The sequence below is a fragment of the Bradyrhizobium sp. SPXBL-02 genome (assembly GCF_051853065.1).
Lineage (GTDB): Bacteria > Pseudomonadota > Alphaproteobacteria > Rhizobiales > Xanthobacteraceae > Bradyrhizobium.
The window spans coordinates 3785015-3811580 of record NZ_CP182474.1 but is presented as its reverse complement, the minus strand read 5'-3'; the positions used below and the strand labels follow the sequence as shown (position 1 = coordinate 3811580).

Genomic DNA, 26566 nt, shown 5'->3' with positions numbered 1-26566 from the left:
AGCGGCCAACAGTGGGCATGCTAAATTTCTTCGACGACCTTGGCATCGAATTGCCTACCGCCACAGCAAACCGTTATCACGTCGCCCATGACGGCCGCAGCACCTGGGAAATAGTTTGCATCCCGACCAAGTTCTTTCGGTCACGATCTCCCCTGATTTGAGGAGAATTCGCTTGACCCAATATGGCAACTGGCAGTCCTCGCTTACGGCATCTATTGAGAGACCGAACAGACGAATACGCAAGATCAGCTTCGGGTCACGCCCCGGTCGAGACTAACCCCGTCCACCCCGCAATCTCCTCGCTCCGCCAGCATCGCACCGCATGCCCATCGGGTCGCGTCTCCAGCGTTGGCCCTGGCTCGCTCCGGCACACCGCCTCCGCGTAGCGGCAGCGCGGGCTGAAGGCGCAGCCGTTCGGCGGGTTGAGCGGATTTGGCAGGTCGCCGCCCGTCGTTGCCAGCGGGGCGTGGCGCAGCGGATCGGGGATGGCCGCGATCAGGGCCTGCGTGTAGGGGTGCGCGGGACGTTCGAAGATCTCGCGCCAGTGGCCGTTCTCGACGATGCGGCCGAGATACATCACGGCGACGCGGTCGCTCATGTGCTCGACGACGCCGAGGTCATGGCTGATCATGATGTAGGACAGGCCGAGCGTGTCCTTCAGCTCCAGCAGCAAATTGATGATCTGGGCGCGGATCGAGACGTCGAGCGCCGAAACCGGCTCGTCGCAGATGACGATCTTGGGATTGAGGATCAGGGCGCGCGCGATGCCGATGCGCTGGCGCTGGCCGCCGGAGAATTCATGCGGATAGCGGTCGGCCTGCTCGGGGCGCAGGCCAACGTGCTTCAGCATCGTCGCGACGCGGTCCTCGATCTCGCTTTTCGCTGTCACGCCGTGCACACGCAGGGGATCTTCGAGGGTGCGGCGAACGGTCTGGCGCGGATTGAGCGAGGCGTAGGGATCCTGGAACACGATCTGCACGATGCGGGCGAGCGCCTTCCGGTCGCCGGATTGCCGGTTCGTGACGACCTGCCCGTCCAGCACGATGCGGCCGCGCGTCGGCGCCAGCAGGCCCAGGATCGACAATGCGACCGTCGACTTGCCCGAGCCGGACTCGCCGACGAGGCCGAGGCATTCGCCGCGCTTCAGCCTGAGGTCGACGCCGTCGACGGCGCGGAGCAGCCGACGGCCGCGGCCCAGCAGGCCGCCGCCGAGCGGGAAATGAACGGCGAGATCCTCCACGCTGAGGATCACATCGTCATCCGCTCTCCCCCGCGGTTCATGCATGGTGGTGACACCGGACGAAACCGCCCGCCTCCAGCCCATCCGTCTGCGGCGCGGTGGTTCGGCAAATTTCCGTCGCCTGCGCGCAACGCGGATTGAACCGGCAGCCATCCGGGAAACGCGTGATCGCCGGCACGACGCCCGCGATCTCCTTCAGGCGGCTGCGGCCGAGCGCTGCGCGGCTGCCAAGCCGCGGCAGCGAGTCGACCAGGCCCTGCGTATAGGGATGGGACGGCGCGCGGAAGATGTCGGCCGAACCGCGCTCCTCGACGATGCGGCCGGCATACATGACGGCGACGCGGCGGCAGACATTGGCGACGAGGCCGAGATCGTGGCTTATCATCAGGATCGCCGTGCCGCGCTCGGCGCACAGATTGCGCATCAGCTCGATGATCTCCGCCTGCACGGTGACGTCGAGCGCGGTGGTCGGCTCGTCAGCGATCAAGAGGTCCGGACCGCAGGCGAGCGCAATCGCGATCATCACGCGCTGGCGCATCCCGCCGGACAGCTGATGCGGATAGTCCTTCACGCGCCGCTCGGGTGCGGGGACGCGGACGCTCGCGAGCGCCTCGACCGCCAGCTGGTTGGCCTCCCGCCAGCTCTTGCCCTTGTGCAGCACGAACATCTCGGCGATCTGCCGTCCCACCGGCGAGACCGGATTCAGCGCCGTCATCGGCTCCTGGAAGATCATGGCGATGCGATCGCCGCGCAGCTGCCGTTGCCTCGCCGCGGACAGGTGCTGGATTTCCCGTCCCTCGAACCGGATGACGCCGCCGCCGATCGACAAGGGCGGCCGCAGCAAGCCGATCAAGGCAAGCGCGGTAATGCTCTTGCCGCAGCCGGACTCGCCGACGAGGCCGAACGTCTCGCCGCGGTCGATGCGGAATGAAACGCCTTCGGCCGCCGCAACGCGCCTCGATCCGTCATCGAGATCGATGCGGAGATTCTCGACCTCGAGCAGCGGGCTGCCTGTCATGTGCGCCGGCTCCGCGATTGGGGATCGAGGATGTCGCGCAGGCCATCGCCGAGCAGATTGAGACCGAGCACGGTCAGGAAGATCGCAAGGCCGGGGAAAATCGAAAGCCACGGCGCCGTCGTGATCTGCTCGCGGGCTTCCGACAGCATGCTGCCCCAGCTCGGAAACGGCGGGCGGACGCCGAGGCCCAGGAACGACAAGGCAGCTTCCGACAGCACCGCGCTACCCATGCCCAGCGTGCCGATGACGACGATGGGGCCCAGCATGTTCGGCAGGAGCTGCGTGATCATGATGCGCACATCTCCGTAGCCGAGCACGGTGGCCGCCTGCACATAGCCCTGGCTCCGCAGCGACAGCGCCGAAGCCCGTGCGAGCCGGCAGGTGAACGACCAGTTGGTCAGCCCGAGCGCGATCAGGAGGCTGGTCAGGCCGGGACCGAGCACCGCCATGATGGCGAGCGCGAAAATCAGCGAGGGGATCGCGAGCATGAGATTGGTCAGGCCGTTGACGACATCGTCCCACCAGCCTCCGAAATAGCCGGCGCTGAGGCCGAGCGCCACGCCGATGACGCTGTTGATGAGCTGGGAGACGATGCCGACCGTCAGCGAGACGCGCGCGCCGTAGAGGACGCGGGAATAGATGTCGCGGCCCTGCGCGTCGGTGCCGAACCACCAGGTCCAGCTCGGGGGCTCCTCCGCATTCATGAGGTTGGCGTCCATGACCGGATCGGTGTGCGCCAGCCACGGCGCGAGCAGGCCGACGACGATCGCCAGCGCGAACAACGCTCCCCCGATGACGAGATTGGCGCGGAGCTTCATGCGTATCTGATCCTGGGATCGATCACGCCGTAGAGCACGTCGATCAAGAGATTGATCGCCAGAAAGAACAGCACCACGACCAGGATGGAGCCCTGGACGGCGGGAATGTCGCGCTGCAGCACGCTGTCGACCAGCAGCGAGCCGATGCCCGGCCAGGAGAACAGTTTCTCGACCACGACCGCCTGCCCCATCAGCGCGCCGAATTGCAGGCCCATGGTCGTGAGGATGAGAACGAGCGCGTTGCGCATCACGTGCCACTTGACGACCCTGGTCTCGCTCATGCCCTTGGACCGCGCGGTGCGGACGAAGTCGGCGGTCATGATCTCGAGCACCGCCGCGCGCGTCGTCCGCGCCAGCAACGCCATCGGCGAGACGCCGAGGGCCAGTGCCGGCAGGACCAGATATTTCAAGCCCCCATCACCATAGCCGAAGCTTGGCAGCCAGCCGAGCTTCAACGCGAAAAGATACATGAGCATCAGTCCGAGCCAGAACTTGGCGATCGAAAGGCCCGACACCGCGACGATCATTGCCAGCGTGTCGACGAGGCCGCCGGGCCGCAGAGCCGCGACGAAGCCGAGCGGCACGCCGACCACGACCGCAAACGCCATGGATGCGAAGATCAGCTGCAGCGTCGGCCATGCCCGCTTGGCGATCATGGTCGTGACAGGCTCGCGCGTCCGGAACGAGGTTCCGAAATCGCCGGTCGCGAGCTGGGCGATGTAAGTGCCGAAACGCATATAGACGGGCTGATCGAGACCGAGCTGCTTCTTCAGGCGCAGCTCGATCTGCGGATCGCTGTCGTCGCTCATGGTCGAGACGATGCTGCCGGGAACGACGCTGAACAGCACGAACACCAGCAGCACGACGGCGAGCACGGTCGGAATGGTCTGCAGGACGCGGCGGATCAGGAACGAGAGCATCTCAACTTTTCTCCGCTCCCGCCCTCGCCCGTCGCGCTGGAGGGAGCGCGCGTGTCACTTCGCGGGCGAGGTCTCGTCGACCCAGAGGTCCTCGACGTTCTGGTGGGTCAGCTCCGTCGCGTTCAGCTGAATGCCCTTCAGCCACGGCTGCACCGCCATGACCGCCTTGTTGTAGTTGAAGAACCAGACCGGCGCCTCCTCGTAGAGCAGCGCATTGGCCTTCTGCAGCAGCTGGACGCGCTTTGCGGGATCGTCGGCCTGGCCGGCCTCGTCGATGATCTTGTCGAGGTCGGCATTCTTGAAGGTCGTGTAGTTACAGGCCGACTGCGGCGTCGCCGAATGGAAGCATTTCAGCGCGGCTTGCGGATCCGGGCCGCTTGCCTGGGAATAGATGAAAGCCTGGTAATCGCCGGTGCGAACCACCTCCGCCAGCACCGCGGTCTCGACCTGCTTGACCTTGGCCTTGATGCCGACCTTGTCCAGCATCGGGATGACGGCCGAGACGATCGGCAGGCCCCAGCTCTCATTCTGGCTGGTGGTCCATTCGAACTCGAAGCCGGATGCGTAGCCGGCCTCTGTGAGCAGCTGCTTGGCCTTGGCGGGATCGTAGGGGTAAGGCTTCATCGCCTTGTCGTAGCCCGGCGCAGTCAGCGGCAGCCAGCTGGTGGCGCGATAGGCCTTGCCCTTGACCAGCTTGTGATGATCAGATCGGTGTCGATCGCGTAGTTGATCGCCTGCCTCACGCGCTTGTCGGCGAACGGCTTGAAATTGGGATTCATGCCCATGTAGCGCGTGAATACCTCGGCGACCTCGACGATGGTGCCCTTCAGGTCGGCGTCGGACTGGTAGGCCACGTATTGCGCAGGTCCCAGTACCGAGGTGTCGATCTCCTTGTTGCGGAAGGCGACGTCGCGCGCCGCGGCCTCGCCCATGACCGACACGACGATCTTGTCGGCATAGGGCTTGCCCGGCTTGTAGAACCGGTCCCAGCGCTCCAGGACGATGCGCGATCCCGGCACGTGCTCGACGAACTTGAAGGGCCCGAGACCGATCGGCTTCTGGATGAAGCTTTCCTTGGCGGCCTCGTCGGCGGGATAGATCGAGGTCAGCGCGGTGAAGAAATAGAAGCCCGGATCCACCTTCTCGGTCAGCTTCATCTCGATGGTGAAGTCGTCGATCTTCTTCAGGCCGGAGATCTCCTTGGCCTGCCCCTTCTCGACTGCGGCCGCCCCCTCGATGACACGGACGTAACGCGCGCCGGGATAGGCTTTGCTGCCATCCATGATGCGGTTGTAGGACCAGATGACGTCGTCGGCCGTCATCTTGCGCCCGCTGTGGAAATAGGCGTCGTCGCGCAGCTTGAAGGTGTGAACGAGGCCTCCGCCCGACACCACGTCCTCCTTGGCGAGCTCCAGCACCGGCTTGCCTTCCGCCGAATTCCAGATGTAGAGCGAACGGTGCAGGGCCTTGGCGTAGATCTCGTCCTGGGCACGCTGCGTGGTGTGAATGTCGAGGCTGGTGAAGCTGGAGCCGTAGGGCGCCGTCATGCGGATGGTTCCGCCCTTGCGCGGCGTCTGCGCCTCCGCCGTGGTGCTGAGCGCCAGTCCCAAACCGGCAACGATCGCGATGGTCTTGAACATCATGTGTCCCCCCGGCAACGCAGGCGTATTCCGACACCAGATTTGATCACTCGTCGGCTACCGAAGGCAAGCTTCGTTTTGACGGCAAAAGATGCCGGTTCCTGAGGCAGTCCTTCGGCGGGGCATTGACGCGGTGCGTCATCGGGCGACCGGGATCGATGAACATCTTTCGTGATCGACGCGACCAAGCTCAGGATCATTATCCGAGCCCGAGGGATCGCGGAAAAAATGAATCGCCGAACGCTAGGTGCCCTGCTCGCCACCGGTCTGGTCGCCGCGACGGCCGTGCTGGCGCGTCCGGTCGCGGCCAGCCTCGGTGGAGAGAGCGCGACAGACACTATCCAGTTCGGCTGGAGTCGCACCTCCGGCTTGAACGACAATAACGATCAAACGTGGTGGGCGGTCCGGAGCCATTGGGCCCCCGACAATTTCGCCGAGCGGTTGCTCTGCATTCCAGTTGCGGTCCTGGCACGGAGCGCAGCCGCGGGTTTCGAGGCCAAGCTCTCCGAGAATACCGGCCTGCCACTGCCCGAGGGCTGGGCCCTCGCGACGGCAAAACATTCGCCGCAGATCCAGTCGATCTACGCCGAGACGCCGAGCGATCTCGCTTCTGTGCTCGGCTTCTATCGCGACGCACTCGGCAAGCGCGGCTGGACGGAGAAAGACGGTGCGGTGGCAGAGCCGGACCGGGCCGTGATCACATTCCTGACGAGAGAGGGACCGGTCCTGGTCCGGCTCTCACGTCAGGACGACAGGACAATTGCCGAGCTGTCGCGGCGCAAATCCGCCCCGGCGACCATCGGCCTCCTGCCGAAGCCGGGGCAAGTGAGGCTGATGCTCGGCAACAAGACGGATGAAGCGGCGGTGATCACCGTCGCCGACCAGGCCATCAAACTGGCGGCGCACGCCGGCGAAGAACTGGCGCACTCCGACGGTGCCGCAGGCGAATTGCCGGACAGCCAGAAGCTCGATCTGCCGCCCGGCAGGTACCAGGTCACCCTGAAGGTGGACGGCAGTGCGGCAGTGACCCGTGAGTTCGAGGTCGCGGCCAACGAGACCTGGGGTCTGCTGGCCGGCGCGGACGGCACCCTGCTGCCGATGCGGCTTTATTGAGGCCGCCACTTCGTCATTGCGAGCGCAGCGAAGCAATCCAGACTGCCTCGGCGGAAAGATTTTGGATTGCTTCGCTGCGCTCGCAATGACGGAGCGTGGGGCGGGCTCCTTAACATGTGGCTCATTCAGCCGGACAATTCCGGCATCCAATCCCGTAGTTTTCGCGCGGCGCCGATGACGTCGGCGATCGAAGGGAACGCCCCCGTCTCCAACATCATCGCCCTCGCCAGCCGCACGGCGCGGGCCTCGCTGACCGCCCGCCGCTTGGATGGCTCGATCAGCTCGAAATCGATGTTGTGGGCGAGGCCGAAGATGCGGCGGATGATTTTTGCGGCGGCGAACCCGACCACATCGGTGAACAGGCGCTGCATGTAGGCCTCCCGCTCGGCCTCCAGCCGCGCGGCGCCCTTCTCGCCCGGAAAGAGCGACGGCGGATAGGCATCACCGGCCGCGCCGGCGCGCCAGAGGTCGAGGAACTTTCGGGCAAACTGGTTCCAGACCTGCTCGACCGTCTCCAGCACCCAGGCCTCGAATGCCGCCCGTTCGCCCGGCGCGCGCTCGTGGCCGGCAGAAGCGAAAAAGGCCATCAGCAGATTGGCCAGCACGGCGCCGACGTCGAAGCCCATGGGACCGTAGAATGCGAATTCCGGGTCGATCACCCGGGTCTGGCTGTCCGTGACCATGATCGAGCCGGTGTGGAGGTCGCCATGGATCAGCGCTTCCGGGCTCGCCATGAATTTCAACTTCAGCCGGGAGACGGCGACGTGCAGGTCCATGTCGTCGCGCAAGCTCGCGGCGAGGCCGTCGAGATAGGGCGCGGTCCAGCGGTTCTGCTCGGCGATGCGGTAGGGATCGGTGAAGATCAGGTCCTCGGTGATCTTGCACAGGGCGTGGTTGCCGGCAAACGCCGCGATGGCCTCCTTCTTCTCGGCCGCCGTGAGCGCGAGGTCCGAGGTGAAGAACAGCGTCCGCGCCATGAAGGTCGTGATGTCGTCCACGAAACGCGGATAGCGCGTTCCCGCGACCAGCCCCTTGCGCATGATGATGTGGGGCTCGAGCAGCTCCATCGCAGTCAGCGCCAGGGCGTCGTTGTGATGCAGCACGGCCGGCACGAGGCCGGGCGCGAGCTGGGCCTGGCGGGACAGCGCGAGATATTCGTAATGGGCCCGCGACAGCGGCAGCGGCCAGCTCTCCCCGACGAGGCGGACGTAAGGCAGCGCCTGCTTCACGGCGATGCCGCCGCGCGCGCCCTTGACGATGAAGACGAGGTTGAGGTTGCCGTCACCGACTTCGGTGATCGCCCACGAGGCCGGCTCGCCGCCGAGCAGCTCCTTCAGGTCCGGCAGGCCCGCGAGATAGGCCCGCAAATCGGCCTCATGCAGAATCCGGTAGTCCCCCTGCCCCTGCGCCATGACGATCCACCCATCTCTGTGGGCCGGACCGTTACTCCCGCTCCAGGAAGCTCGAGCCGATCTCGGCCTTTCTTTTGATGGGATCGTAATCACAATAGACGCTGTCCGCCACCAGCGTGTAGCTGGCGCTGACGGTGTATTTGTCCAGCTTGACCGAGTTCAGGCCGATCACGGAGGTGCTCTTGCCGCCGTTCCATTTGAACGGCGTCGAGCTCTTGGCCTGCTCGCAGGCCATGACGGCTTCGTTGAAGACGTAGCCCTCGACGAAGGCCTTCATCGTGCGGGCCTGAACGGCGATCTTCCATTCGAAATAGCCGATGGCACCGAGACCGGCGACGATCAGCACCAGAAGCGCAATGACGATACGCTGAAAAGTCATTCATTTCCCCCGACCTTGTTTGAATATGCAAACTATCTCCGGCGTCATTGCGAGCGGAGCGAAGCAATCCAGAGCCTTTCCGCGGAGGGATACTGGATTGCTTCGCTTCGCTCGCAATGACGAGCTTGGTCAATATCCTTCGTCTCTTACGCTCTAAAACGGCATTCCCATCATTTTGGACAGGCGCTCGATCGAGAGATAGCCGGCGTGATAGGCCGCGATGCCGACGCCGTAGATCACCGCCGAGATGATCGTGGTCCAGATCAGCTTGCGGCCCATCCGCGTCAGGATCGGCGCGCCGGGGTCGGTGCCGGGGGCGCCGACACCGTCCTCGTGCTGGCTGCGCACGCCGAACGGCAGCGTCAGGAACAGCGCGACCCACCAGATGACGAAGTAGATCGCGATCGCGGTCGAGATCTGGATGGCCATGGGGGACGGCCTTATGCCTGCTCGATCTCGACCAGGGCGCCGGAAAAATCCTTGGGGTGCAGGAACAGCACCGGCTTGCCGTGGGCACCGATCTTGGGCACGCCGTCGCCGAGCACCCTTGCGCCCTCCTTCACCAGCGTGTCGCGCGAGGCGATGATGTCGACGACCTCGTAGCAGACGTGATGGATGCCGCCGTCCGGGTTACGTTCGACGAATTTTGCGATCGGCGAGGCCTCGCCGAGCGGCTCGATGAACTCGATCTTGGTGTTGGGCAGGGTCGCGAACACGGTGATGACGCCGTGCTCGGGCAGCGGCACGGCCTCCGAGATCTGGGCGCCGAACGCGGTGCCGTAGATCTTCGCGGCCTTGACGGCGTCCTTGGTCGCGATCGCGACATGGTTGAGCCGGCCCAGCATGTTTCTTCTCCCTCAAAGCGTGATCCGGAGACCACGCCTAATCTACACCGTCAGGACATGTACCAGACAGGGGGGCTTTTTGCCCCAATGTTCGTTGATCACGGCCCGGACAGCGCGTCGCACCGACTCGGCCAGAGCGTCCGGATCACGGCGGCGCGCCCTCGGCAGGCCCTCGATGGTCGACATCACGGCATCAAAGACGATGTCGTCGAAGGTCTCGCCGGCCCTGTTCTTCTCGGGGATGCCGACCAGATCGACCTCGGGTTCGTCGACCAGCTCCCCCTGGGCGGTCATGGCGATGGCGACGAAGGCGCAGCCGGAGAACGCCATGCGCCGGCGCTCGATCACGGCGCGCGACTTGGAATCCTCCAGGATCGTGCCGTCCTTGTAGAGACGGCCCGATGGCACCTCGCCGACGATGCCGGGATCGCCGGGTCCGAGCTTGACGAGGTCGCCGTTGCGGCAGACCAGCACGCGCGGCACGCCGGCGGCGCGGGCGAGCTTGGCGTGCTCGTGCAGGTGCAGGGCCTCGCCGTGGACGGGGATCAGGAGCTGCGGCTTCACCCAGGAGATCAAATCGCGCAGCTCGTCGCGGCGGGGATGGCCGGAGACGTGGACCAGCGCATCGCGGTCGGTGATGACCTCGACACCCTGCAGCACCAGATTGTTGATGATCGAGCCGACCGCCTTCTCGTTGCCGGGAATGGTCCGCGAGGAGAAAATGACGCTGTCGCCGCGGTTCAGCGTGATTTCGGGATGGTCGTCATTGGCGATGCGCGCCAGCGCGGCGCGCGGCTCGCCCTGGCTTCCGGTGCACAGCGCCAGCACCTTGTCCTGCGGCAGATGGCCGTAGACCTCGGGCGAGCGGAAGTTCTGCACGCCGTCGAGATAGCCGGTCTCGCGCGCGACCTGCACCACGCGCTCCATGGCCCGGCCGACCACGACCACCTCGCGGTCCGCGGCTTTCGCCGCGTCAGCCACCGCTTTGACGCGGGCGACGTTGGAGGCGAACGTCGTCACCGCGACGCGGCCCTTGGCGGATTTCACGAGGTCGATGATGGTTCTGGCGACCTCGGCCTCCGAGGGCGAACGGCCGTCGCGCACCGCATTGGTGGAATCGCCGATCAAAGCGAGCACGCCCTGCTCGCCCAATTCGCGCAGCCGCTTCTCGTCGGTCGGGGCTCCCAGCGTCGGGGTCGGGTCGATCTTCCAGTCGCCGGTGTGCAGCACGATGCCGGCGTCGGTGTGGATCGCGAGCGCATGCGCTTCCGGAATCGAATGCGCGACGGGAATGAACTCGACGTTGAACGGCCCGATATCGACGCGGCCGCCCGACGGCACCACAGTGACCGGAATCTCGGGCGCATTGCGCTCGGCGGCGCATTTGGCCTCGAACAGCGCGGCGCTGAACCTGGTGGCGTAGATCGGGCATTTCAGCTTCGGCCAGAGGTCGATGATGGCGCCGAAATGGTCCTCATGGGCGTGCGTCAGAACCAGGCCCATCAGGTTCTTGCGCTCCTTCTCCAGGAAGGAGATGTCGGGCATGATCAGGTCGATGCCCGGCAGATGCTCCTCGTCGCCGAAGGAGACGCCGAGATCGACCGCGAGCCAGGCGCGCTGGTGACGGTTGCCGAGGCCGTAGATCGACAGGTTCATGCCGATCTCGCCGACGCCGCCGAGCGGCGCAAACACCAATTCGTCGGGCCTTGCCATCACGCAGCTCCCACCGAGGCGACGGGGCCGAAGAACACCTCGCCCGCCGCCACCGGCACAAGGCGGCCCTCCGCGGTGCGGACGATCAGGCAGCCGGTGTCGTCGATGGTGTCAAAAACACCTTCCAGCGTCGTGGTTCCCGTGTGGATCGCAACCTTCTCGCCGAGGCCGGCGGCGCGCTCCAGCCAGAGCTTGCGGATCTCGGCAAAGCCGCGGCCATTGTCCCAGATGCCGCGAAACTCGACCCAGGCGTCGGAGAGGGCCGCGAACAGCTCCTCGGCGCTGATCTGGACGCCGAGGCCCGCCAGCGACACGGCGGGCGTCGGGGTGCCCTCGGGCGCGGCGACCACATTGGTGCCGATGCCGACGACGACGGCGAGGCCGCTACCGACGGCCTCGGCCTCGAGGCCAATGCCGACCAGCTTCTTGCCGCCGGCGAGCACGTCATTCGGCCATTTCAGCGCGTAGCGGGGCCGGCCTTCGCCGAGACGGAGCGCCGCCTCGAGGCTCACCTTCTGCAGGGCGGCCTCCTCGGCCAGCCCTGCGGCAAAGCCGAGCGTGGCGGCGACGGCCGGGGCGACGTCCATGACTTCGAGGATGCTGGCGGCGAGATTGCCGCGCGGCGCGATCCAGGCGCGCTGGCGCCGGCCGCGGCCGGCGGTCTGCTCGGAGGTCACGAACCACATCGGGCCGCGTTCGCCGGCGCGGGCGTGCTCGATCGCCTCGGTGTTGGTCGAGCCGGTCCGCTCGAACGCCGCGAGCTTGTAGCCCGCGGCCGATGCGCGAGGACCGAGCGCGAAGGCCATCCTAGAACAGCGACTTTGCCGCGGCGGAGGCGACGCTCACCACGGGTCCCGCGAACAGGGCAAACAGCAGGTTGAACAGACCCGCGACCGCCAGCACCGTCCGCACCTCGATGCGCACCGGATCGACCTGGCCGGCCGGCTCGTCGAAATACATCGTCTTGACGATGGCGAGATAATAGTAGGCGCCGACGACGCTGGTCAGCACGCCGATCACGGCAAGCGTGAACAGGTTCGCCTTGATCGCGGCGACGAAGACGTACCATTTGGCGAAGAAGCCGGCGAGCGGCGGGATGCCGGCGAGCGAGAACAGCAGCATCGCGAACATGAAGGCGAGCAGCGGATTGGTGCGCGACAGGCCGGCGAAATCGCTGATCTGCTCGACGGCCTGGCCGTTGCGCTTCATGGCGAGGATGATGGAGAACGAGCCGAGCGTCATCGCGACATAGATCACGATGTACATCAAGACGCCCTGCGCGCCCTCGACCGTGCCGGAGGCAAGACCGACCAGCGCAAAACCCATGTGGCCGATCGAGGAATAGGCCATCAGGCGCTTGATGTTGCTCTGGCCGATCGCGGCAAAGGAGCCGAGCGCCATCGAGGCGATCGACACGAACACCAGGATCTGCTGCCACTGCGAGACGATGCCGGGGAATGCGGTCAGCGTGACGCGGGTGAACACGGCGAGCGCGGCGACCTTCGGCGCCGAGGCGAAGAAGGCGGTGACCGGCGTCGGCGCGCCCTCGTAGACATCAGGCGTCCACATATGGAACGGCACGGCCGAAACCTTGAAGCAGAGGCCGACGAGCAGGAAGACGAGGCCGAACACCAGGCCGACATTCGAGACCGTCGCGGCCGCGGCGATGCCGGTGAAGCTCACGGTGCCGGTAAAGCCATAGACCAGCGATGCCCCGTACAGCAGCATGCCCGAGGACAGCGCGCCGAGCACGAAGTACTTCAGGCCGGCCTCGGTCGACTTGGCGTTGTCGCGGTTCGAAGCCGCAACGACATAGAGCGCCAGCGACATCAGTTCGAGACCGAGATAGAGCGAGATCAAGTCGCCGGCCGAGATCAGCACCATCATGCCGAGCGTCGAGAGCAGCACGAGGATGGCGTATTCGAAGATGCGGCGCGACGGGTCGGACAGGAACTCGGTCGACAGGATCAGCGTCACGGCCGAGCCGATCAGGGCCAGGATCTTCATGAAGCGGGCGAAGTCGTCGACGATGAAGCTGCCGCCGAACGTCACCTGCTTGCCCGCGGGCTGCATGTAGACGAGCGCACCCACCACGACCAGGAGCACCACCGCCAGCGACGTGACGGTCCTGGTCGTCTCCTGCCCGCGATAGGCCCCGAGCATCAGAAGCGCCATGGCGCCGACCGCGAGCACGAGCTCGGGCAGCACCGGCGCCAGTTGATAACCTGCAGTCGAAAAGCTCATGGCGATATCCTGACCTGCCCGATCACTGGAGCAGTGCGGCGGCCTTCACGGCCGTCACGGCGGTATTGTAATTGTTGACGAGTTGCTGGACCGAGGCGGCCGACATGTCGAGCACCGGCTTCGGATAGACGCCGAACAGGATCGTCAGCGCGATCATCGGGAATAGAACGACGCACTCCCGCAAGGTGAGGTCCTTCATGCTCGCCAGCGACGGCTTGGTCAGCGCCCCGAACACGACCTTGCGGTAGAGCCACAGCGCGTAGCCTGCCGAGAGGATCACGCCGAAGGTGGCGAAGAACGCGGTCGGGATCGAGACCTTGAACGTGCCGAGCAGCGTCATGAACTCGCCGACGAAGCCGCTGGTGCCAGGCAGACCGACATTGGCCATGGTGAACACCATGAAGGTCATCGCATAGAGCGGCATCCGGTTGACGAGGCCGCCATAGGCCGCGATCTCGCGGGTGTGCAGGCGGTCGTAGACGACGCCGACGCAGAGGAACAGCGCGCCGGAGACGATGCCGTGCGAGATCATCTGGAACACGCCGCCGGCAACGCCCTGCATGGTGCCGGCGAAGATGCCCATGGTGACGAAGCCCATATGCGCGACCGAGGAGTACGCGATCAGCTTCTTCATGTCCTCCTGCATCAGGGCCACCAGCGAGGTGTAGATGATGGCGATGGCCGAGAGCGTGAAGATCAGCGGCGCGAAGTCGTGCGAGGCCAGCGGGAACATCGGCAGCGAGAAGCGCAGGAAGCCGTAGCCGCCCATCTTCAGGAGGATCGCGGCGAGGACCACCGAGCCCGCCGTCGGCGCCTCGACGTGCGCGTCGGGCAGCCAGGTGTGCACCGGCCACATCGGCATCTTCACCGCGAAGGAGGCGAAGAAGGCCAGCCACGCCCAGGTCTGCAACGACCGCGGCACGGCGGTGTGCATCAGGGTCGGAATGTCCGTGGTGCCGCCGTTCCAGTACAGCGCCATGATGGCGAGCAGCATCAGGACCGAGCCGAGCAGCGTGTAGAGGAAGAACTTGAACGAGGCATAGACCCGGCGCGGACCGCCCCAGACGCCGATGATCAGGAACATCGGGATCAGGCCGCCCTCGAAGAACAGGTAGAACAGCACGAGATCGAGCGCCGAGAAGGTGCCGATCATCAGCGTTTCCAGGATCAGGAACGCCATCATGTATTCGCGGACGCGACTCGTGATCGCCTTCCAGCTCGCGATGATGCAGAACGGCATCACGGCGGTGGTCAGGATCACCAGCGGCAGCGAGATGCCGTCGACGCCCATGTGGTAGGTGATGCCGGTGGCGAGCCAGTTCGCCTTCTCGACGAACTGGAAGTCGGGATTGGCGGGGTCGAAGCGCATGACCAGGATCACCGACACCGCGAAGGTGATCAGCGTGGTCCAGAGCGCGATCCAGCGCGAATTGCGCCGCGCCGCCTCGTCATCACCGCGGCTCAAATAGACGATCAGCGCGCCGACCAGCGGCAGGAACGTCGTGACCGAAAGAATGGGCCAGGTTGTCATTTACTGGCCTCCAAAGCCGAACATGAACCAGGTGATCAGGCCGGCGGCGCCGATCAGCATGGCGAATGCGTAGTGATAGAGATAGCCGGTCTGGATTTTCACGACGTTGCGGGTGACGTCCAGCACGCGGGCGGAGACGCCGTCAGGACCGAAGCCGTCGATGATGAAGCCGTCGCCCTTCTTCCAGAGCTGGTAGCCGATCCACTTCGCCGGACGGACGAAGATGAGGTCATAGAGCTCGTCGAAGTACCATTTGTTGAGCAGGAACTGGTACAGCATCGGCTGCTCTTGAGCCAGCCGAACCGGGATGTAGGGCCGCCGGATGTAGAACAGGTACGAGACGAGGAAGCCCAGCACCATCATCACCGTCGGCAGGAAGGCGATGGTCTGCGGGATGTGGTGCATCTCCTCGATGATGTGCGGGTTCATCTTCACGGACTCGCGGAAGAATTCCTCGACGCCGTGGCCGGCGAACAGCTCCTTGAACGGCAGGCCCGCGACGAACGAGCCGACCGCGAGCACGCCGATCGGGATCAGGATCCAGAGCGGAGCCTCATGCGCGGCCTCGTAATGATGCTCGTCATGCGGCTCGCCGTGGAAGGTCTTGAAGATCAGGCGCCAAGAGTAGAACGAGGTCAGGCCGGCGGCGATCACCGTCATCAGGAAGCCGTACACCCCGAACGGATTGTGCGAGGCGTAGGCGGACTCGATGATCGCGTCCTTGGAGAAATAGCCGGCGGTGAGCGGGAAGCCGGTCAGCGCCAGCGTGCCGACCACCATCACCGCGTAGGTGTAGGGGATCTTCTTCCAGAGGCCGCCCATGTTCCGGATGTCCTGCTCGTGGTGCATCGCGTAGATCACCGAGCCGGAGCCCAGGAACAGCAGCGCCTTGAAGAAGGCGTGGGTGAACAGGTGGAACATGCCGACCGAATAGGCCCCCGCCCCCATCGCCACGAACATGTAGCCGAGCTGCGAACAGGTCGAGTAGGCGACGATGCGCTTGATGTCGTTCTGGACGAGACCGATCGTGGCGGCGAAGAACGCCGTGGTCGCGCCGAAGAACATCACGACGGCCTGGGCGGTCGGCGCGAGCTCGAACAGCGGCGACAGGCGCGCCACCATGAAGACGCCGGCGGTGACCATGGTCGCGGCGTGGATCAGCGCCGACACCGGGGTCGGACCTTCCATCGCGTCCGGCAACCAGGTGTGCAGCAGGAACTGCGCCGACTTGCCCATCGCGCCCATGAACAGCAACAGGCAGGTCAGGGTCAGGGCGTCGGCGTGCCAGCCGAGGAAGTTGATGGTCTTGCCGGTGAGGCCGGGCGCGGCGTGGAAGATGGTCTCGAAATCGGTCGAGCCGACCAGCATGAAGATCGCGAAAATGCCGAGGGCAAAACCGAAGTCGCCGACGCGGTTGACCACGAAGGCCTTGATGGCGGCGGCGTTCGCCGAGGGCTTCTGGTACCAGAAGCCGATCAGCAGATAGCTGGCCAGACCCACACCCTCCCAGCCGAAGAACAGCTGCACCAAATTGTCCGCGGTCACCAGCATCAGCATGGCGAAGGTGAACAGCGAGAGATAGCCGAAGAAGCGCGGCCGGTACGGGTCCTCGTCCATGTAGCCGATGGAATAGAGGTGCACGAGCGAGGACACGGTCGTCACCACCACCAGCATCACCGCCGTGAGCGTGTCGACGCGCAGCGTCCACCAGACCTGGAGGTCGCCGGAGAAGATGAAAGGCAGCAGCTGGATCCGGTAGTCGTGATGCATGAAGCCGACATCGACCAGCGTCATCCAGGACAGCGCGGCCGAGACGAACAGCAGCCCGGTGGTGATCAGCTCGGCAGCGCGCGAGCCCGCCGCAGGCGGCTCGGTCGGTCCGTGGCCGTGATCGTCGTGGCCGTCGCCGGGCTCGTGATGGGTCTCGTGGATGACGGAGGCGTCCTCGTTGATCGTGGCGGACGCATGAGCGTGCGCGTGACCATGGTCGCCGTGATGCTCGACCTCGTCGCCCGAGGGGTTGCGGGCATGCGCGCCCACAAGCGCGATCAGGCCGGCCAGAATGGCGCCCAGCAGAGGCAGGAAAACGATCGCCTGAACCATTTGAGAGCTCAGCCCTTCATCAGATTGACGTCCTCAACCGCGATCGAGCCACGGTTGCGGAAATAGACCACCAGGATGGCGAGACCGATCGCAGCTTCCGCAGCCGCGACCGTCAGCACCAGCAGCGCGAAGACCTGCCCGACGATGTCGCCGAGGAAGGTCGAGAACGCCACGAGGTTGATGTTGACCGACAGCAGGATCAGCTCGATCGACATCAGGATGACGATGATGTTCTTGCGGTTCAGGAAGATGCCGAGGATGCCGAGCGTGAACAGGATCGCGCCGACCGCCAGATAATGTCCGAGCCCGATCGTCATTTCACCCACTCCGCGGCATCCGCGTCCGAGAGCCCCTGCCCCGGCGCCACCTTGCGCATCGCCATCGCCATGTCGGGCGTGCGTGCGTTCTGAACGTTGATGTCCTGCCGCTTGACCTTCGCCTTATGGCGCAGCGTCAGCACGATGGCGCCGATCATCGCAACCAGCAGCACCATGCCGGCGAGCTGGAAGTAGTGGATGTACTTCGTATAGAGCACGAGCCCGAGCGCCTCGGTGTTGGAGACGTTGGCCGGGATCGCCGCCGTGATCGTCTTGGAGACGCCGGGGTTGATGACCCAGAAGCCGACGGTGAGCAACAGCTCGAACAGGAAGATGCCGCCGATCACGAGGCCCACCGGCAGGTACTCGATGAAGCCCTCGCGCAGCTCGAGGAAGTCGACGTCGAGCATCATGATCACGAACAGGAACAGCACCGCGACCGCGCCGACATAGACGACGATCAGCATCATGCCGAGGAACTCGGCGCCCATCAGCACGAACAGGCCGGAAGCGTTGACGAAGGCCAGGATCAAGTACAGCACGGAGTGCACGGGATTGCGCGAGACAATCACCATCACCGCCGAGGCGACGCAGATGCCGGCGAACAGATAGAAGAACAGCGCGGGAAGGATCATGCCCTCACCTCACCGGTACGGCGCGTCGAGCTCGATCGCCTTCGCGATCTCGCGTTCCCAGCGGTCGCCGTTGGCGAGCAGCTTTGCCTTGTCATAATAGAGTTCCTCGCGGGTCTCGGTCGCGAACTCGAAGTTCGGGCCTTCGACGATGGCATCGACCGGACAGGCCTCCTGGCACAGGCCACAATAGATGCACTTCACCATGTCGATGTCGTAGCGCACGGTGCGGCGGGTGCCGTCGTTGCGGCGCGGGCCGGCCTCGATGGTGATGGCCTGCGCCGGGCAGATCGCTTCGCACAGCTTGCAGGCGATGCAGCGTTCTTCGCCGTTCGGATAGCGGCGCAATGCGTGCTCGCCGCGGAAGCGGGGCGAGATCGGGCCCTTCTCGAACGGATAGTTCAGGGTCGGCTTCGGCTGGAAGAAATAGCGCATGGCGAGAAAGAACGCCGAGACGAATTCCGACAGCAGAAGCGAGCGTGCAGTGGCGTTGACGTTGATACCCATGACGGCCCTCACTTCGGCGCGATGCCGGCGAAATGCAGCACGCCGGCCACCACGATCACCATCGCCAGCGACAGCGGCAGGAACACCTTCCAGCCGAGACGCATCAATTGATCGTAGCGGTAGCGCGGCACGATCGCCTTCGCCATCGCGAACAGGAAGAACATGAAGAACAGTTTCAGCGAGAACCAGATGATCCCCGGCACCCAGTTGAAGGGCGGCAGGTCCACCGGCGGCAGCCAGCCTCCGAGGAACAGGATCGTGGCCAACGCGCACATCGTGACGATCGCGACATACTCGCCGAGCATGAACAAGAGGTATGGCGTCGAGCCGTACTCGACCATGAAGCCGGCGACGAGCTCGGACTCCGCTTCGACGAGGTCGAAGGGCGGACGGTTGGTTTCCGCCAGCGCCGAGACGTAGAACACCACGAACATCGGGAACAGCGGCCAGACGTACCAGTTCAGGATGGTCAGCTGCGGCAGCCCGATCAGGCTGGCAAGGCCGCGGGCATGCTGGGCCTCGACCACGGCCGAGAGGTTCAGCGTGCCGGCGCAGAGCAGCACGGTGATGATGACGAAGCCGATCGAGACTTCGTAGGAGACCATCTGCGCCGCCGAGCGCAGCGCGGCCAGGAACGGGTACTTCGAGTTCGACGACCAGCCGGCCATGATGATGCCGTAGATCGACAGCGACGAGATCGCGAAGATGAAGAGGACGCCGACATTGATGTCGGAGATCACCCAGCCGAGATTGGTCGGGATCACCGCCCAGGCCGCGAGCGCGAGCACGCACGACACCAGCGGCGCCAGCAGGAACACGCCCTTGTTGGCGCCGGCCGGAATGATCGGCTCCTTCAGCACGAACTTGAGCAGGTCGGCGAAGGATTGCAGCAGGCCCCAGGGACCGACCACGTTCGGGCCACGGCGGATCTGCACCGCCGCCCAGATCTTGCGGTCGGCGAGCAGGATGTAGGCGATCGCCACCAAGAGGACGACGAGCACCAGGACGCTCTGGGCGACCATGATGATCAGCGGCCAGAGGAACCCGGTCCAGAATGCGCTTTCGAAGAATTCCATCAGATCACGCTCACTCTGCTGCGGTCAGCATGTGCCCGGAGGCGAGGCGCGAGCATTCCGCCATCACGGCGGACGCACGCGCGATTGGGTTGGTCAAATAGAAGTCCTCGACCAGGGGCTTGAACGGCGCCTTCTCGGGCGAGCCGCCCTTCCCCGCCAGCTTCTTGATCTGCTCGGCGGAGCCGGCCTCGATCTGGTCGAGACGGATCAGATGCGGCACGGCCTTGAACACCGCCTGGCGCAGCGCCGAGAGCGAGTCATAGCCGAGCTTCTTGCCGAGCGCTTCCGACAGCGCGCGGACGATCGCCCAGTCCTCGCGGGCTTCGCCCGGCGGGAACGCGGCGCGACCGGTCATCTGCACCCGGCCTTCGGTGTTGACGTAGATCGCGGACTTCTCGGTGTAGGCGGCCGCCGGCAGGATGACGTCGGCGCGGTGCGCGCCGCGGTCGCCATGGGTGCCGATATAGACGACGAAGGTGCCATCCGGCGCCTTGATCTCGTCGGCCCCGAGCAGGAACAGCAAGTCCAGCGTGCCGAAGGTCGTCATCTGCGCGGCATTCAGGCCGCCTGAGGTTGCGGCGAAGCCGATGTCGAGCGCGCCGACGCGCGAGGCGGTCTCGTGCAGCACGCCAAAGCCGTTCCAGCCGTCCTTCACCGCGCCGACGTCGAGCGCGAGCTTGGCGGCGGCTGCGAGGATGGCGGCGCCGTCGTGACGGGCGGCCGCGCCCGCACCGACCAGGATGATCGGGTGCTTGGCGTTCTTCAGCACGTCCATGAAGGAGTGCTTGCCGGCCGCGAGCTCACCCAGCGTCTCTGTGCCGGCACCGAGGTGGTCGTAATCATAGGTCAGGTCGGGCTTGGCACCGATCACGCCGACCTTGAAGCCACCGGCGCGCCAGCGTTTGCGGATGCGGGCGTTGAACACGGCCGCCTCTTTCCGCGGGTTCGCGCCGATGATGAGCAGCGCGTCGGCCTGCTCGACGCCGGCGAGCGTCGGATTGAAGATGTAGGAGCCGCGGCCGAGCGCGGGGTCGAAGGCATCGCCGCCCTGCACCGCCAGATTGCTCGAGCCGTACTTGGCGAGCAGGTCCTTCAGCGCGAACATCTCCTCGACGCCGGCGAGATCGCCGGCGATCGCACCGATGCGCTTGCCGTCGGTGCGCGCCGCCTTGGCGGCGATCGCGGCGAAGGCCTCGGTCCAGCTTGCCGCGCGCAGCTTGCCCGCCTCGCGGATATAGGGCCGGTCGAGGCGCTGGGTACGCAGGCCGTCGACGACGTGGCGGGTCTTGTCCGAGATCCACTCCTCGTTCACGGCCTCGTTGATGCGCGGCAGGATCCGCATCACCTCACGGCCGCGGGTGTCGACGCGGATCGCAGAACCAAGACCGTCCATGACGTCGATCGACTGGGTCTTGCCGAGCTCCCACGGGCGCGCCGCGAAGGCATAGGGCTTCGAGGTCAGCGCGCCGACCGGGCAGATGTCGACGAGGTTGCCCTGCAGTTCCGACGTCAGGGCGTGCTCGAGATAGGTCGTGATCTCCATGTCCTCACCGCGGCCGGTGGCGCCCATCTCGGGCGCGCCGGCAACTTCCGCCGAGAAGCGGACGCAGCGCGTGCACTGGATGCAGCGGTTCATCGAGGTCTTGACCAGCGCGCCCAGATATTTGTCCTCGACCGCGCGCTTGTTCTCGGCGAAGCGGCTGGTGTCGACACCATAGCCCATTGCCTGATCCTGCAGGTCGCACTCGCCGCCCTGGTCGCAGATCGGACAATCCAAGGGATGGTTGATGAGAAGGAATTCCATCACGCCTTCGCGCGCCTTCTTCACCATCGGCGAACGCGTGGAAATCTCCGGCGGCTCGCCCTTGGGGCCTGGACGGCAGTCGCGCACGCCCCAGGCGCAGCTCGCGACCGGCTTCGGGCCGCCCTTCACCTCGACGAGGCACATCCGGCAATTGCCGGCGATCGACAGCCGCTCGTGGTAGCAGAAGCGCGGAATCTCGGCGCCGGCCGCCTCGCACGCCTGAAGCAGCGTGTACTCGGCGGGGACATCGATCTCTTTGCCGTCGATGATGAGCTTGGTCATGTCTCTTACTCCGCCGCGACCATGTTCACGGGATCGCGGACGCCGATGTCATCGACATCTGCCTTGTGCGAATACTGGTCGATGCGCGCTTCGATCTCGTGACGGAAGTGCGTGATCAGGCCCTGGATCGGCCAGGCCGCCGCGTCGCCGAGCGCGCAGATGGTGTGGCCTTCGACCTGCTTCGTCACCTCGAGCAGCATGTCGATCTCGCGCTTGTGGGCGCGGCCTTCGGCCATGCGGGTGAGGACGCGCCACATCCAGCCCGTGCCCTCGCGGCACGGCGTGCACTGGCCGCAGCTCTCATGCTTGTAGAAATAGGAGATGCGGGCAATCGCACGGATCAGGTCGGTCGACTTGTCCATCACGATCACGGCGGCGGTGCCGAGGCCCGAGCGCAGCTTGCTTAAGGAGTCGAAATCCATCGGCGTGTCGATGATCTGCTCGGCGGGCACCATGCGCACCGACGAGCCGCCGGGGATCACGGCCTTGAGGTTGTCCCAGCCGCCGCGAATGCCGCCGCAATGCTTGTCGATCAGCTCACGGAACGGGATGCCCATGGCCTCTTCGACGTTGCAGGGCCGCTCGACATGGCCGGAGATGCAGAACAGCTTGGTGCCGACGTTGTTCGGGCGGCCGATGCCGGCGAACCACGCCGCGCCGCGGCGCAGGATGTCGGGTGCAACGGCGATGGACTCGACGTTGTTGACCGTGGTCGGGCAGCCGAACAGACCGACGTTGGCCGGGAACGGCGGCTTCAGGCGCGGCTGGCCCTTCTTGCCTTCGAGGCTTTCGAGCAGCGCGGTCTCCTCGCCGCAGATATAGGCGCCGGCGCCGTGGGCGACGTAGATGTCGAACGGCCAGCCGTTGACGTTGTCCTTGCCGACCAGCTTGGCCTCATAGGCCTGGTCGATCGCGGCCTGCAGATGCTCGCGCTCGCGGATGAACTCGCCGCGGACATAGATGTAGCAGGCATGCGCGTTCATCGCGCAGCTCGCGATCAGGCAGCCTTCGATCAAGAGATGCGGATCGTGCCGCATGATCTCGCGGTCCTTGCAGGTGCCGGGCTCGGACTCATCGGCGTTGACGACGAGATAGCTCGGCCGGCCGTCGGTCGATTCCTTCGGCATGAAGGACCATTTCAGACCGGTCGGGAAGCCGGCGCCGCCGCGGCCGCGCAGGCCCGACGCCTTCATCTCGTTGATGATCCAGTCGCGGCCCTTGTCGATGATATTCTTGGTGCCATCCCAGGCGCCGCGGCGCCGCGCACCCTCGAGCCCCCAATCGTGGAGGCCGTAGAGGTTCTTGAAGATGCGGTCCTTGTCCTCGAGCATATCAGTGCTTTCCGATCAACGATTGGACTGCTTGTAGGCAAGTCCGGCGGCGCAGATGCCAAACGTCAGCGCCCAGAGCGAAGCCGATTCCAGCGATGCGTTCAGGCCGAAGCGCTGCAGCAGGAAGATGAAGGCGGCCGCCACCACGGCGTGCATCGCGATGAAGCCCCACTTCTTCATGCCAACGCTCCCCTGCGCTATCGACGAAGCGAGATCACGCATCAGGTGATCTCCTTCAGCGTGGTCGGCCCGGTGATCGGCGCCGAGAACTGGCGGCCGTTCTGCGGACCGGGCTTCGGCGGATTGCCCGAAGCGAAGCCGTCGAGCACCTTGCCGAAGGTTTCCTTGGTCAGGTCCTCATAGGTGTCCTTGCCGATCAGCACCATCGGCGCGTTCACGCAGGCGCCCAGGCACTCCACCTCTTCCCAGCTGAAATTGCCGTCCTTGGAGAGATGGAAGGGCTCGTGATGGATGCGGTGCTCGCAGACGTGGATCAGATCCTCGGCGCCGCGCAGCCGGCACGGCGTGGTGCCGCAGACCTGGACGTGAGCCTTCTTGCCGACGGGGGCGAGCTGGAACATGGTGTAGAAGGTCGCGACCTCCAGCACGCGGATATAGGGCATGTCGAGCATGTCGGCGATGACGCGGATCGCAGCTTCCGACACCCAGCCCTCGTTCTGCTCCTGCGCGCGCCAGAGGATGGCGATGACAGCGGAGGCCTGACGTCCGGCCGGATACTTCGCGATCTGCTGCCGGGCGAATGCGAGGTTCTCCTCCGTGAACGCAAAGCTCGCGGGCTGGACTTCCTTCGGTGCTAATCGGCGAACGGACATAGCTCAATCTCTCACTGCATGCGGCGCGCGGATTTCGCATTCAGGTTCTTGGCGTTCAGGGCTTCGATCCTGTCCTGCCAGAATGCGCTTGCGGTGCCGAAAACGTTGTAGCCGACGTGGGTCGAGACCTTGATGCGGTCGAGGATCGACAGCTCGGTCACGGTCTCCATGCGGTTGCTGCGCGGATCGAACACGATCAGCTTCAGCGGGGTCTGTTCGAGGATGAAGCGCGACACGGCGTGGGAGCGGTCGCTGCCGTGCTCCTCGCACATGATGACGCTGTCGGCCTCAAGCAGGCGGACGCCGCCCTTGATCGCCTCGATCTCGACGCCCTCGACGTCGAGCTTGATCAGATACTTGCCGCTCGCAGCGATCTTGCCGTCGTCGATCAGGTTGTCGAGCGCGATCACCGGCACCTCCTCCCCGTCCGCCGACTGATCGCCGGCGATGCTGAAGGCCTCGTGCTTGGTGCCCGATAGACGCGCGGTGCCGCGCGCCGCGCCGATCGCGCACTTCATCGTCTCGAAGCGGCCCGCGTTGACGCGCGCATTGTTGGCGAGCTTCGGGTAGTTCTGGCCCGACGGCTCGATCGCGATCGCCTTGTGCGCGCCGAACGGCTTGCTCGACACCAGCACCGACCAATAGCCGTAATTGGCGCCGCAATCGAGCAGTGTGTAGTCGACGTCGATTGAATCGGCGAACAGCAGCTCGAGCTCGTCTTCATAGTTGTACGAGCGATTGAGCAGCTTGCTCCAATAGCCGTCGCCGTAGGGGAATTCGAACACCGCGTCGGAATTGAGCCTGATCGCGATGTTGCGCTCGGGCAGCGTCTTGCGCAGCAAATTCGCGCAGGCGATGTAGCCCATGTGCGAGAAGTGCGAGGAGATCTTCGATCCCGTCACCAGCGCCAAGGCAGCCGTCCGCTCCCACAGGTTGGCCCCTTCAAGGGCCCCCGAGGCGCGGTCAAACTGGATTGGCGCCTGCGCCATCACCGATCGACCTCTCCGAACACGATGTCGAGCGAGCCCAGGATCGCCGAGACGTCGGCGAGCAGATGGCCGCGGCAGATGTGGTCCATGGCCTGCAGATGCGCAAAGCCCGGCGCGCGGATCTTGCACTTGTAGGGCTTGTTGGTGCCGTCGGCGACGAGATAGACGCCGAACTCGCCCTTGGGCGCCTCGACCGCGGCATAGATCTCGCCGGCCGGCACGTGGACGCCTTCGGTGTAGAGCTTGAAGTGGTGGATCAGCGCTTCCATCGAGCGCTTCATCTCGCCGCGGCGCGGCGGCGCGACCTTGTTGTCGGCGACGACGACCGGGCCCTTGCCGTCCGGCGCGTTCAGCTTCTGGATGCACTGCTTCATGATGCGCACGGACTGGCGCATCTCTTCCATGCGGATCAGATAGCGGTCGTAGCAGTCGCCGTTCTTGCCGATCGGGATGTCGAAATCCATCTCGGCGTAGCACTCGTAAGGCTGTGACTTGCGCAGGTCCCAGGCCGCGCCCGAGCCGCGCACCATCACGCCCGAGAAACCCCACTCCCAGGCTTCCTTCAGCGGCACCACGCCGATGTCGACGTTGCGCTGCTTGAAGATGCGGTTGGCGGTGAGCAGGCGATCGAGATCGTCCACCACCTTGAGGAACGGATCGCACCAGGCCTCGATGTCGTCGACCAGCTTCTGCGGCAGATCCTGGTGCACGCCGCCGATCCGGAAGTAAGCCGCATGCATGCGGCTGCCCGAGGCGCGCTCGTAGAACACCATCAGCTTCTCGCGCTCTTCGAAGCCCCACAGCGGCGGGGTCAGCGCGCCGACGTCCATCGCCTGCGTGGTGACGTTGAGCAGATGCGACAGGATGCGGCCGATCTCGCAATAGAGCACGCGGATCAGCTGGCCGCGGCGCGGCACCTCGATGCCGAGCAGCTTTTCGGCGGCCATGCAGAAGGCGTGCTCCTGGTTCATCGGCGCGACGTAGTCGAGCCGGTCGAAATAGGGGATCGCCTGCAGATAGGTTTTCTGCTCGATCAGCTTCTCGGTGCCGCGGTGAAGCAGGCCGATATGGGGATCGACGCGCTCGACCACTTCGCCGTCGAGCTCCAGCACGAGGCGCAACACGCCGTGCGCCGCCGGATGCTGCGGTCCGAAATTGATCGTAAAGTTGCGAAGCTGTTCAGATTGCTCGTTCATGATCAGACCTTCGGCCCCGCTTTTTCATCGCCCGGAAGCACCGGATAGTCGGCACCTTCCCAAGGAGACAAAAAGTCGAACTTGCGGAATTCCTGGTTGAGCCGGACCGGCTCGTACACCACCCGCTTCTCCTGGTCGTCGTAGCGGACCTCGACGAAGCCGGTGAGCGGGAAATCCTTGCGCAGCGGATGGCCCTCGAAGCCGTAGTCTGTGAGGATGCGGCGCATGTCGGGATGGCCGACGAAGAACACGCCGTAGAGGTCGTAGGCTTCGCGCTCGAACCAGTCGGCGCCGGGGAAGATGTCGATCAACGACGGCACCTGCGTGGTCTCGTCGGCTTGCGCCTTGAGCCGGATGCGGGCGTTCAGCGTTGGCGACAGGAAATGATAGATCACGTCGAAGCGCTTCTCGCGATCCGGGTAGTCCACCGCCGTGATGTCGGTGATGTTGACGAAACGGCAGCTCGGGTCGTCGCGGAGGTATTTGACCACCTCGACGATCCTGGCGGCCTCGACGTCCACGGTGAGCTGGTTGAAGGCCACCGAGTGACCGGTCGCGGCGCCCGGAAGCGCGCTAACGATCGTCTGCCCCAGGGCGTCGAGCTTGGCGTCGTCCATGACGTA

25 protein-coding genes and 1 pseudogene are annotated in these 26566 nt (G+C 65.1%); 1 reads left to right on the top strand and 25 read right to left on the bottom strand.

The genetic code is table 11. The annotated features are described in order from the left end of the window. Positions 1–256: 256 nt before the first annotated feature. The 5 genes and pseudogenes from ACNJYD_RS17720 to ACNJYD_RS17700 all read right to left on the bottom strand — a co-directional run bounded on the left by ACNJYD_RS17720 (position 257) and on the right by ACNJYD_RS17700 (position 5639). Positions 257–1285: an ABC transporter ATP-binding protein gene (locus ACNJYD_RS17720; protein WP_439367196.1), complete on the bottom strand. Its 1029-nt coding sequence runs from the start codon at positions 1283–1285 to the stop codon at positions 257–259. Beyond that, positions 1278–2258, bottom strand: a complete 981-nt coding sequence (locus tag ACNJYD_RS17715) for an ABC transporter ATP-binding protein (RefSeq protein WP_439367194.1) — start codon at positions 2256–2258, stop codon at positions 1278–1280. The genes ACNJYD_RS17720 and ACNJYD_RS17715 overlap by 8 nt, the downstream gene beginning before the upstream one ends. Next, positions 2255–3076, bottom strand: a complete 822-nt coding sequence (locus tag ACNJYD_RS17710; RefSeq protein WP_271498646.1) for an ABC transporter permease — start codon at positions 3074–3076, stop codon at positions 2255–2257. Before ACNJYD_RS17710 ends, ACNJYD_RS17715 begins: the two co-directional genes overlap by 4 nt. Further along, on the bottom strand, positions 3073–3996 hold the full coding sequence (locus ACNJYD_RS17705) for an ABC transporter permease (protein WP_260379339.1): 924 nt from the start codon (positions 3994–3996) through the stop codon (positions 3073–3075). The genes ACNJYD_RS17710 and ACNJYD_RS17705 overlap by 4 nt, the downstream gene beginning before the upstream one ends. A 54-nt stretch (positions 3997–4050) precedes the next feature. After that, positions 4051–5639 (bottom strand): annotated as a pseudogene (locus tag ACNJYD_RS17700) (ABC transporter substrate-binding protein). A 168-nt stretch (positions 5640–5807) separates the two neighbouring features. Between ACNJYD_RS17700 and ACNJYD_RS17695 the strand changes: the two are divergent. Beyond that, a complete protein-coding gene (locus ACNJYD_RS17695; RefSeq protein WP_439367192.1) occupies positions 5808–6749 on the top strand; it encodes a hypothetical protein in 942 nt (313 codons plus the stop codon). Positions 6750–6874: 125 nt separating this feature from the next. Here the strand turns inward: ACNJYD_RS17695 and mtnK are convergent, their stop codons facing one another. From mtnK to ACNJYD_RS17595, 20 genes are all read right to left on the bottom strand, one after another. Further along, positions 6875–8161: an S-methyl-5-thioribose kinase gene (gene mtnK, locus ACNJYD_RS17690; protein ID WP_439367190.1), complete on the bottom strand. Its 1287-nt coding sequence runs from the start codon at positions 8159–8161 to the stop codon at positions 6875–6877. 31 nt (positions 8162–8192) lie between these two features. Then, on the bottom strand, positions 8193–8540 hold the full coding sequence (locus ACNJYD_RS17685) for a hypothetical protein (RefSeq protein WP_172783539.1): 348 nt from the start codon (positions 8538–8540) through the stop codon (positions 8193–8195). Between the two features lie 153 nt (positions 8541–8693). After that, positions 8694–8969 carry a DUF1467 family protein gene (locus ACNJYD_RS17680; protein WP_439367188.1) on the bottom strand — a complete coding sequence of 92 codons (276 nt, stop codon included), beginning with the start codon at positions 8967–8969 and terminating at the stop codon, positions 8694–8696. An 11-nt stretch (positions 8970–8980) separates the two neighbouring features. Continuing rightward, positions 8981–9385, bottom strand: a complete 405-nt coding sequence (gene mce / locus ACNJYD_RS17675; protein WP_097662509.1) for a methylmalonyl-CoA epimerase — start codon at positions 9383–9385, stop codon at positions 8981–8983. Positions 9386–9427: 42 nt separating this feature from the next. After that, positions 9428–11098: a ribonuclease J gene (locus tag ACNJYD_RS17670; protein WP_260379346.1), complete on the bottom strand. Its 1671-nt coding sequence runs from the start codon at positions 11096–11098 to the stop codon at positions 9428–9430. Further along, positions 11098–11904, bottom strand: a complete 807-nt coding sequence (locus ACNJYD_RS17665) for a biotin--[acetyl-CoA-carboxylase] ligase (protein ID WP_172783536.1) — start codon at positions 11902–11904, stop codon at positions 11098–11100. The genes ACNJYD_RS17670 and ACNJYD_RS17665 overlap by 1 nt, the downstream gene beginning before the upstream one ends. A gap of 1 nt (position 11905) precedes the next feature. Continuing rightward, positions 11906–13342 (bottom strand): NADH-quinone oxidoreductase subunit NuoN, encoded by a 1437-nt coding sequence (nuoN, locus tag ACNJYD_RS17660; RefSeq protein WP_439367185.1) that lies wholly within the window; start codon positions 13340–13342, stop codon positions 11906–11908. 22 nt (positions 13343–13364) lie between these two features. Then, on the bottom strand, positions 13365–14873 hold the full coding sequence (locus ACNJYD_RS17655; RefSeq protein ID WP_439367183.1) for an NADH-quinone oxidoreductase subunit M: 1509 nt from the start codon (positions 14871–14873) through the stop codon (positions 13365–13367). After that, positions 14874–16976, bottom strand: coding sequence for an NADH-quinone oxidoreductase subunit L (gene nuoL, locus ACNJYD_RS17650; protein WP_212257263.1), 2103 nt, complete (start codon positions 16974–16976; stop codon positions 14874–14876). Between the two features lie 8 nt (positions 16977–16984). Further along, complete coding sequence (gene nuoK, locus ACNJYD_RS17645) at positions 16985–17293, bottom strand: NADH-quinone oxidoreductase subunit NuoK (protein ID WP_008547737.1); 309 nt, start codon at positions 17291–17293, stop codon at positions 16985–16987. Continuing rightward, entirely contained in the window at positions 17290–17928 is a 639-nt protein-coding gene (locus ACNJYD_RS17640; RefSeq protein WP_212257264.1) for an NADH-quinone oxidoreductase subunit J, read from the bottom strand. The genes nuoK and ACNJYD_RS17640 overlap by 4 nt, the downstream gene beginning before the upstream one ends. Before the next feature lie 9 nt (positions 17929–17937). Then, on the bottom strand, positions 17938–18432 hold the full coding sequence (gene nuoI, locus ACNJYD_RS17635) for an NADH-quinone oxidoreductase subunit NuoI (protein ID WP_210268102.1): 495 nt from the start codon (positions 18430–18432) through the stop codon (positions 17938–17940). 8 nt (positions 18433–18440) lie between these two features. Further along, on the bottom strand, positions 18441–19508 hold the full coding sequence (gene nuoH / locus ACNJYD_RS17630) for an NADH-quinone oxidoreductase subunit NuoH (RefSeq protein ID WP_172783531.1): 1068 nt from the start codon (positions 19506–19508) through the stop codon (positions 18441–18443). Positions 19509–19518: 10 nt separating this feature from the next. Beyond that, complete coding sequence (nuoG, locus tag ACNJYD_RS17625) at positions 19519–21594, bottom strand: NADH-quinone oxidoreductase subunit NuoG (RefSeq protein WP_212257265.1); 2076 nt, start codon at positions 21592–21594, stop codon at positions 19519–19521. A 5-nt stretch (positions 21595–21599) separates the two neighbouring features. Continuing rightward, positions 21600–22925 (bottom strand): NADH-quinone oxidoreductase subunit NuoF, encoded by a 1326-nt coding sequence (nuoF, locus tag ACNJYD_RS17620; RefSeq protein WP_439367180.1) that lies wholly within the window; start codon positions 22923–22925, stop codon positions 21600–21602. A gap of 15 nt (positions 22926–22940) precedes the next feature. Further along, complete coding sequence (locus ACNJYD_RS17615) at positions 22941–23147, bottom strand: hypothetical protein (RefSeq protein WP_172783529.1); 207 nt, start codon at positions 23145–23147, stop codon at positions 22941–22943. Continuing rightward, positions 23147–23758, bottom strand: coding sequence for an NADH-quinone oxidoreductase subunit NuoE (nuoE, locus tag ACNJYD_RS17610; RefSeq protein WP_172783528.1), 612 nt, complete (start codon positions 23756–23758; stop codon positions 23147–23149). The genes ACNJYD_RS17615 and nuoE overlap by 1 nt, the downstream gene beginning before the upstream one ends. An 11-nt stretch (positions 23759–23769) precedes the next feature. Next, complete coding sequence (locus ACNJYD_RS17605; protein WP_439367178.1) at positions 23770–24747, bottom strand: FkbM family methyltransferase; 978 nt, start codon at positions 24745–24747, stop codon at positions 23770–23772. Further along, a complete protein-coding gene (locus tag ACNJYD_RS17600) occupies positions 24747–25943 on the bottom strand; it encodes an NADH-quinone oxidoreductase subunit D (protein ID WP_172783526.1) in 1197 nt (398 codons plus the stop codon). The genes ACNJYD_RS17605 and ACNJYD_RS17600 overlap by 1 nt, the downstream gene beginning before the upstream one ends. Positions 25944–25945: 2 nt before the next feature. Beyond that, positions 25946–26560 carry an NADH-quinone oxidoreductase subunit C gene (locus ACNJYD_RS17595; RefSeq protein ID WP_172783525.1) on the bottom strand — a complete coding sequence of 205 codons (615 nt, stop codon included), beginning with the start codon at positions 26558–26560 and terminating at the stop codon, positions 25946–25948. Positions 26561–26566: the final 6 nt, after the last annotated feature.

What these genes read in the sequence shown, in the direction of transcription:
- ACNJYD_RS17595 (WP_172783525.1), bottom strand. Translation starts at nt 26,560, where the DNA reads ATGGACGACGCCAAGCTCGACGCCCTGGGGCAGACGATCGTTAGCGCG.
- ACNJYD_RS17615 (WP_172783529.1), bottom strand. Translation starts at nt 23,147, where the DNA reads ATGCGTGATCTCGCTTCGTCGATAGCGCAGGGGAGCGTTGGCATGAAG.
- ACNJYD_RS17710 (WP_271498646.1), bottom strand. Translation starts at nt 3,076, where the DNA reads ATGAAGCTCCGCGCCAATCTCGTCATCGGGGGAGCGTTGTTCGCGCTG.
- ACNJYD_RS17685 (WP_172783539.1), bottom strand. Translation starts at nt 8,540, where the DNA reads ATGACTTTTCAGCGTATCGTCATTGCGCTTCTGGTGCTGATCGTCGCC.
- ACNJYD_RS17720 (WP_439367196.1), bottom strand. Translation starts at nt 1,285, where the DNA reads ATGCATGAACCGCGGGGGAGAGCGGATGACGATGTGATCCTCAGCGTG.
- mtnK (WP_439367190.1), bottom strand. Translation starts at nt 8,161, where the DNA reads ATGGCGCAGGGGCAGGGGGACTACCGGATTCTGCATGAGGCCGATTTG.
- nuoG (WP_212257265.1), bottom strand. Translation starts at nt 21,594, where the DNA reads ATGACCAAGCTCATCATCGACGGCAAAGAGATCGATGTCCCCGCCGAG.
- ACNJYD_RS17640 (WP_212257264.1), bottom strand. Translation starts at nt 17,928, where the DNA reads ATGATCCTTCCCGCGCTGTTCTTCTATCTGTTCGCCGGCATCTGCGTC.
- nuoN (WP_439367185.1), bottom strand. Translation starts at nt 13,342, where the DNA reads ATGAGCTTTTCGACTGCAGGTTATCAACTGGCGCCGGTGCTGCCCGAG.
- nuoK (WP_008547737.1), bottom strand. Translation starts at nt 17,293, where the DNA reads ATGACGATCGGGCTCGGACATTATCTGGCGGTCGGCGCGATCCTGTTC.
- ACNJYD_RS17605 (WP_439367178.1), bottom strand. Translation starts at nt 24,747, where the DNA reads ATGGCGCAGGCGCCAATCCAGTTTGACCGCGCCTCGGGGGCCCTTGAA.
- nuoE (WP_172783528.1), bottom strand. Translation starts at nt 23,758, where the DNA reads ATGTCCGTTCGCCGATTAGCACCGAAGGAAGTCCAGCCCGCGAGCTTT.
- ACNJYD_RS17665 (WP_172783536.1), bottom strand. Translation starts at nt 11,904, where the DNA reads ATGGCCTTCGCGCTCGGTCCTCGCGCATCGGCCGCGGGCTACAAGCTC.
- ACNJYD_RS17670 (WP_260379346.1), bottom strand. Translation starts at nt 11,098, where the DNA reads ATGGCAAGGCCCGACGAATTGGTGTTTGCGCCGCTCGGCGGCGTCGGC.
- ACNJYD_RS17680 (WP_439367188.1), bottom strand. Translation starts at nt 8,969, where the DNA reads ATGGCCATCCAGATCTCGACCGCGATCGCGATCTACTTCGTCATCTGG.
- ACNJYD_RS17655 (WP_439367183.1), bottom strand. Translation starts at nt 14,873, where the DNA reads ATGACAACCTGGCCCATTCTTTCGGTCACGACGTTCCTGCCGCTGGTC.
- ACNJYD_RS17600 (WP_172783526.1), bottom strand. Translation starts at nt 25,943, where the DNA reads ATGAACGAGCAATCTGAACAGCTTCGCAACTTTACGATCAATTTCGGA.
- nuoL (WP_212257263.1), bottom strand. Translation starts at nt 16,976, where the DNA reads ATGGTTCAGGCGATCGTTTTCCTGCCTCTGCTGGGCGCCATTCTGGCC.
- nuoH (WP_172783531.1), bottom strand. Translation starts at nt 19,508, where the DNA reads ATGGAATTCTTCGAAAGCGCATTCTGGACCGGGTTCCTCTGGCCGCTG.
- nuoI (WP_210268102.1), bottom strand. Translation starts at nt 18,432, where the DNA reads ATGGGTATCAACGTCAACGCCACTGCACGCTCGCTTCTGCTGTCGGAA.
- ACNJYD_RS17715 (WP_439367194.1), bottom strand. Translation starts at nt 2,258, where the DNA reads ATGACAGGCAGCCCGCTGCTCGAGGTCGAGAATCTCCGCATCGATCTC.
- mce (WP_097662509.1), bottom strand. Translation starts at nt 9,385, where the DNA reads ATGCTGGGCCGGCTCAACCATGTCGCGATCGCGACCAAGGACGCCGTC.
- nuoF (WP_439367180.1), bottom strand. Translation starts at nt 22,925, where the DNA reads ATGCTCGAGGACAAGGACCGCATCTTCAAGAACCTCTACGGCCTCCAC.
- ACNJYD_RS17705 (WP_260379339.1), bottom strand. Translation starts at nt 3,996, where the DNA reads ATGCTCTCGTTCCTGATCCGCCGCGTCCTGCAGACCATTCCGACCGTG.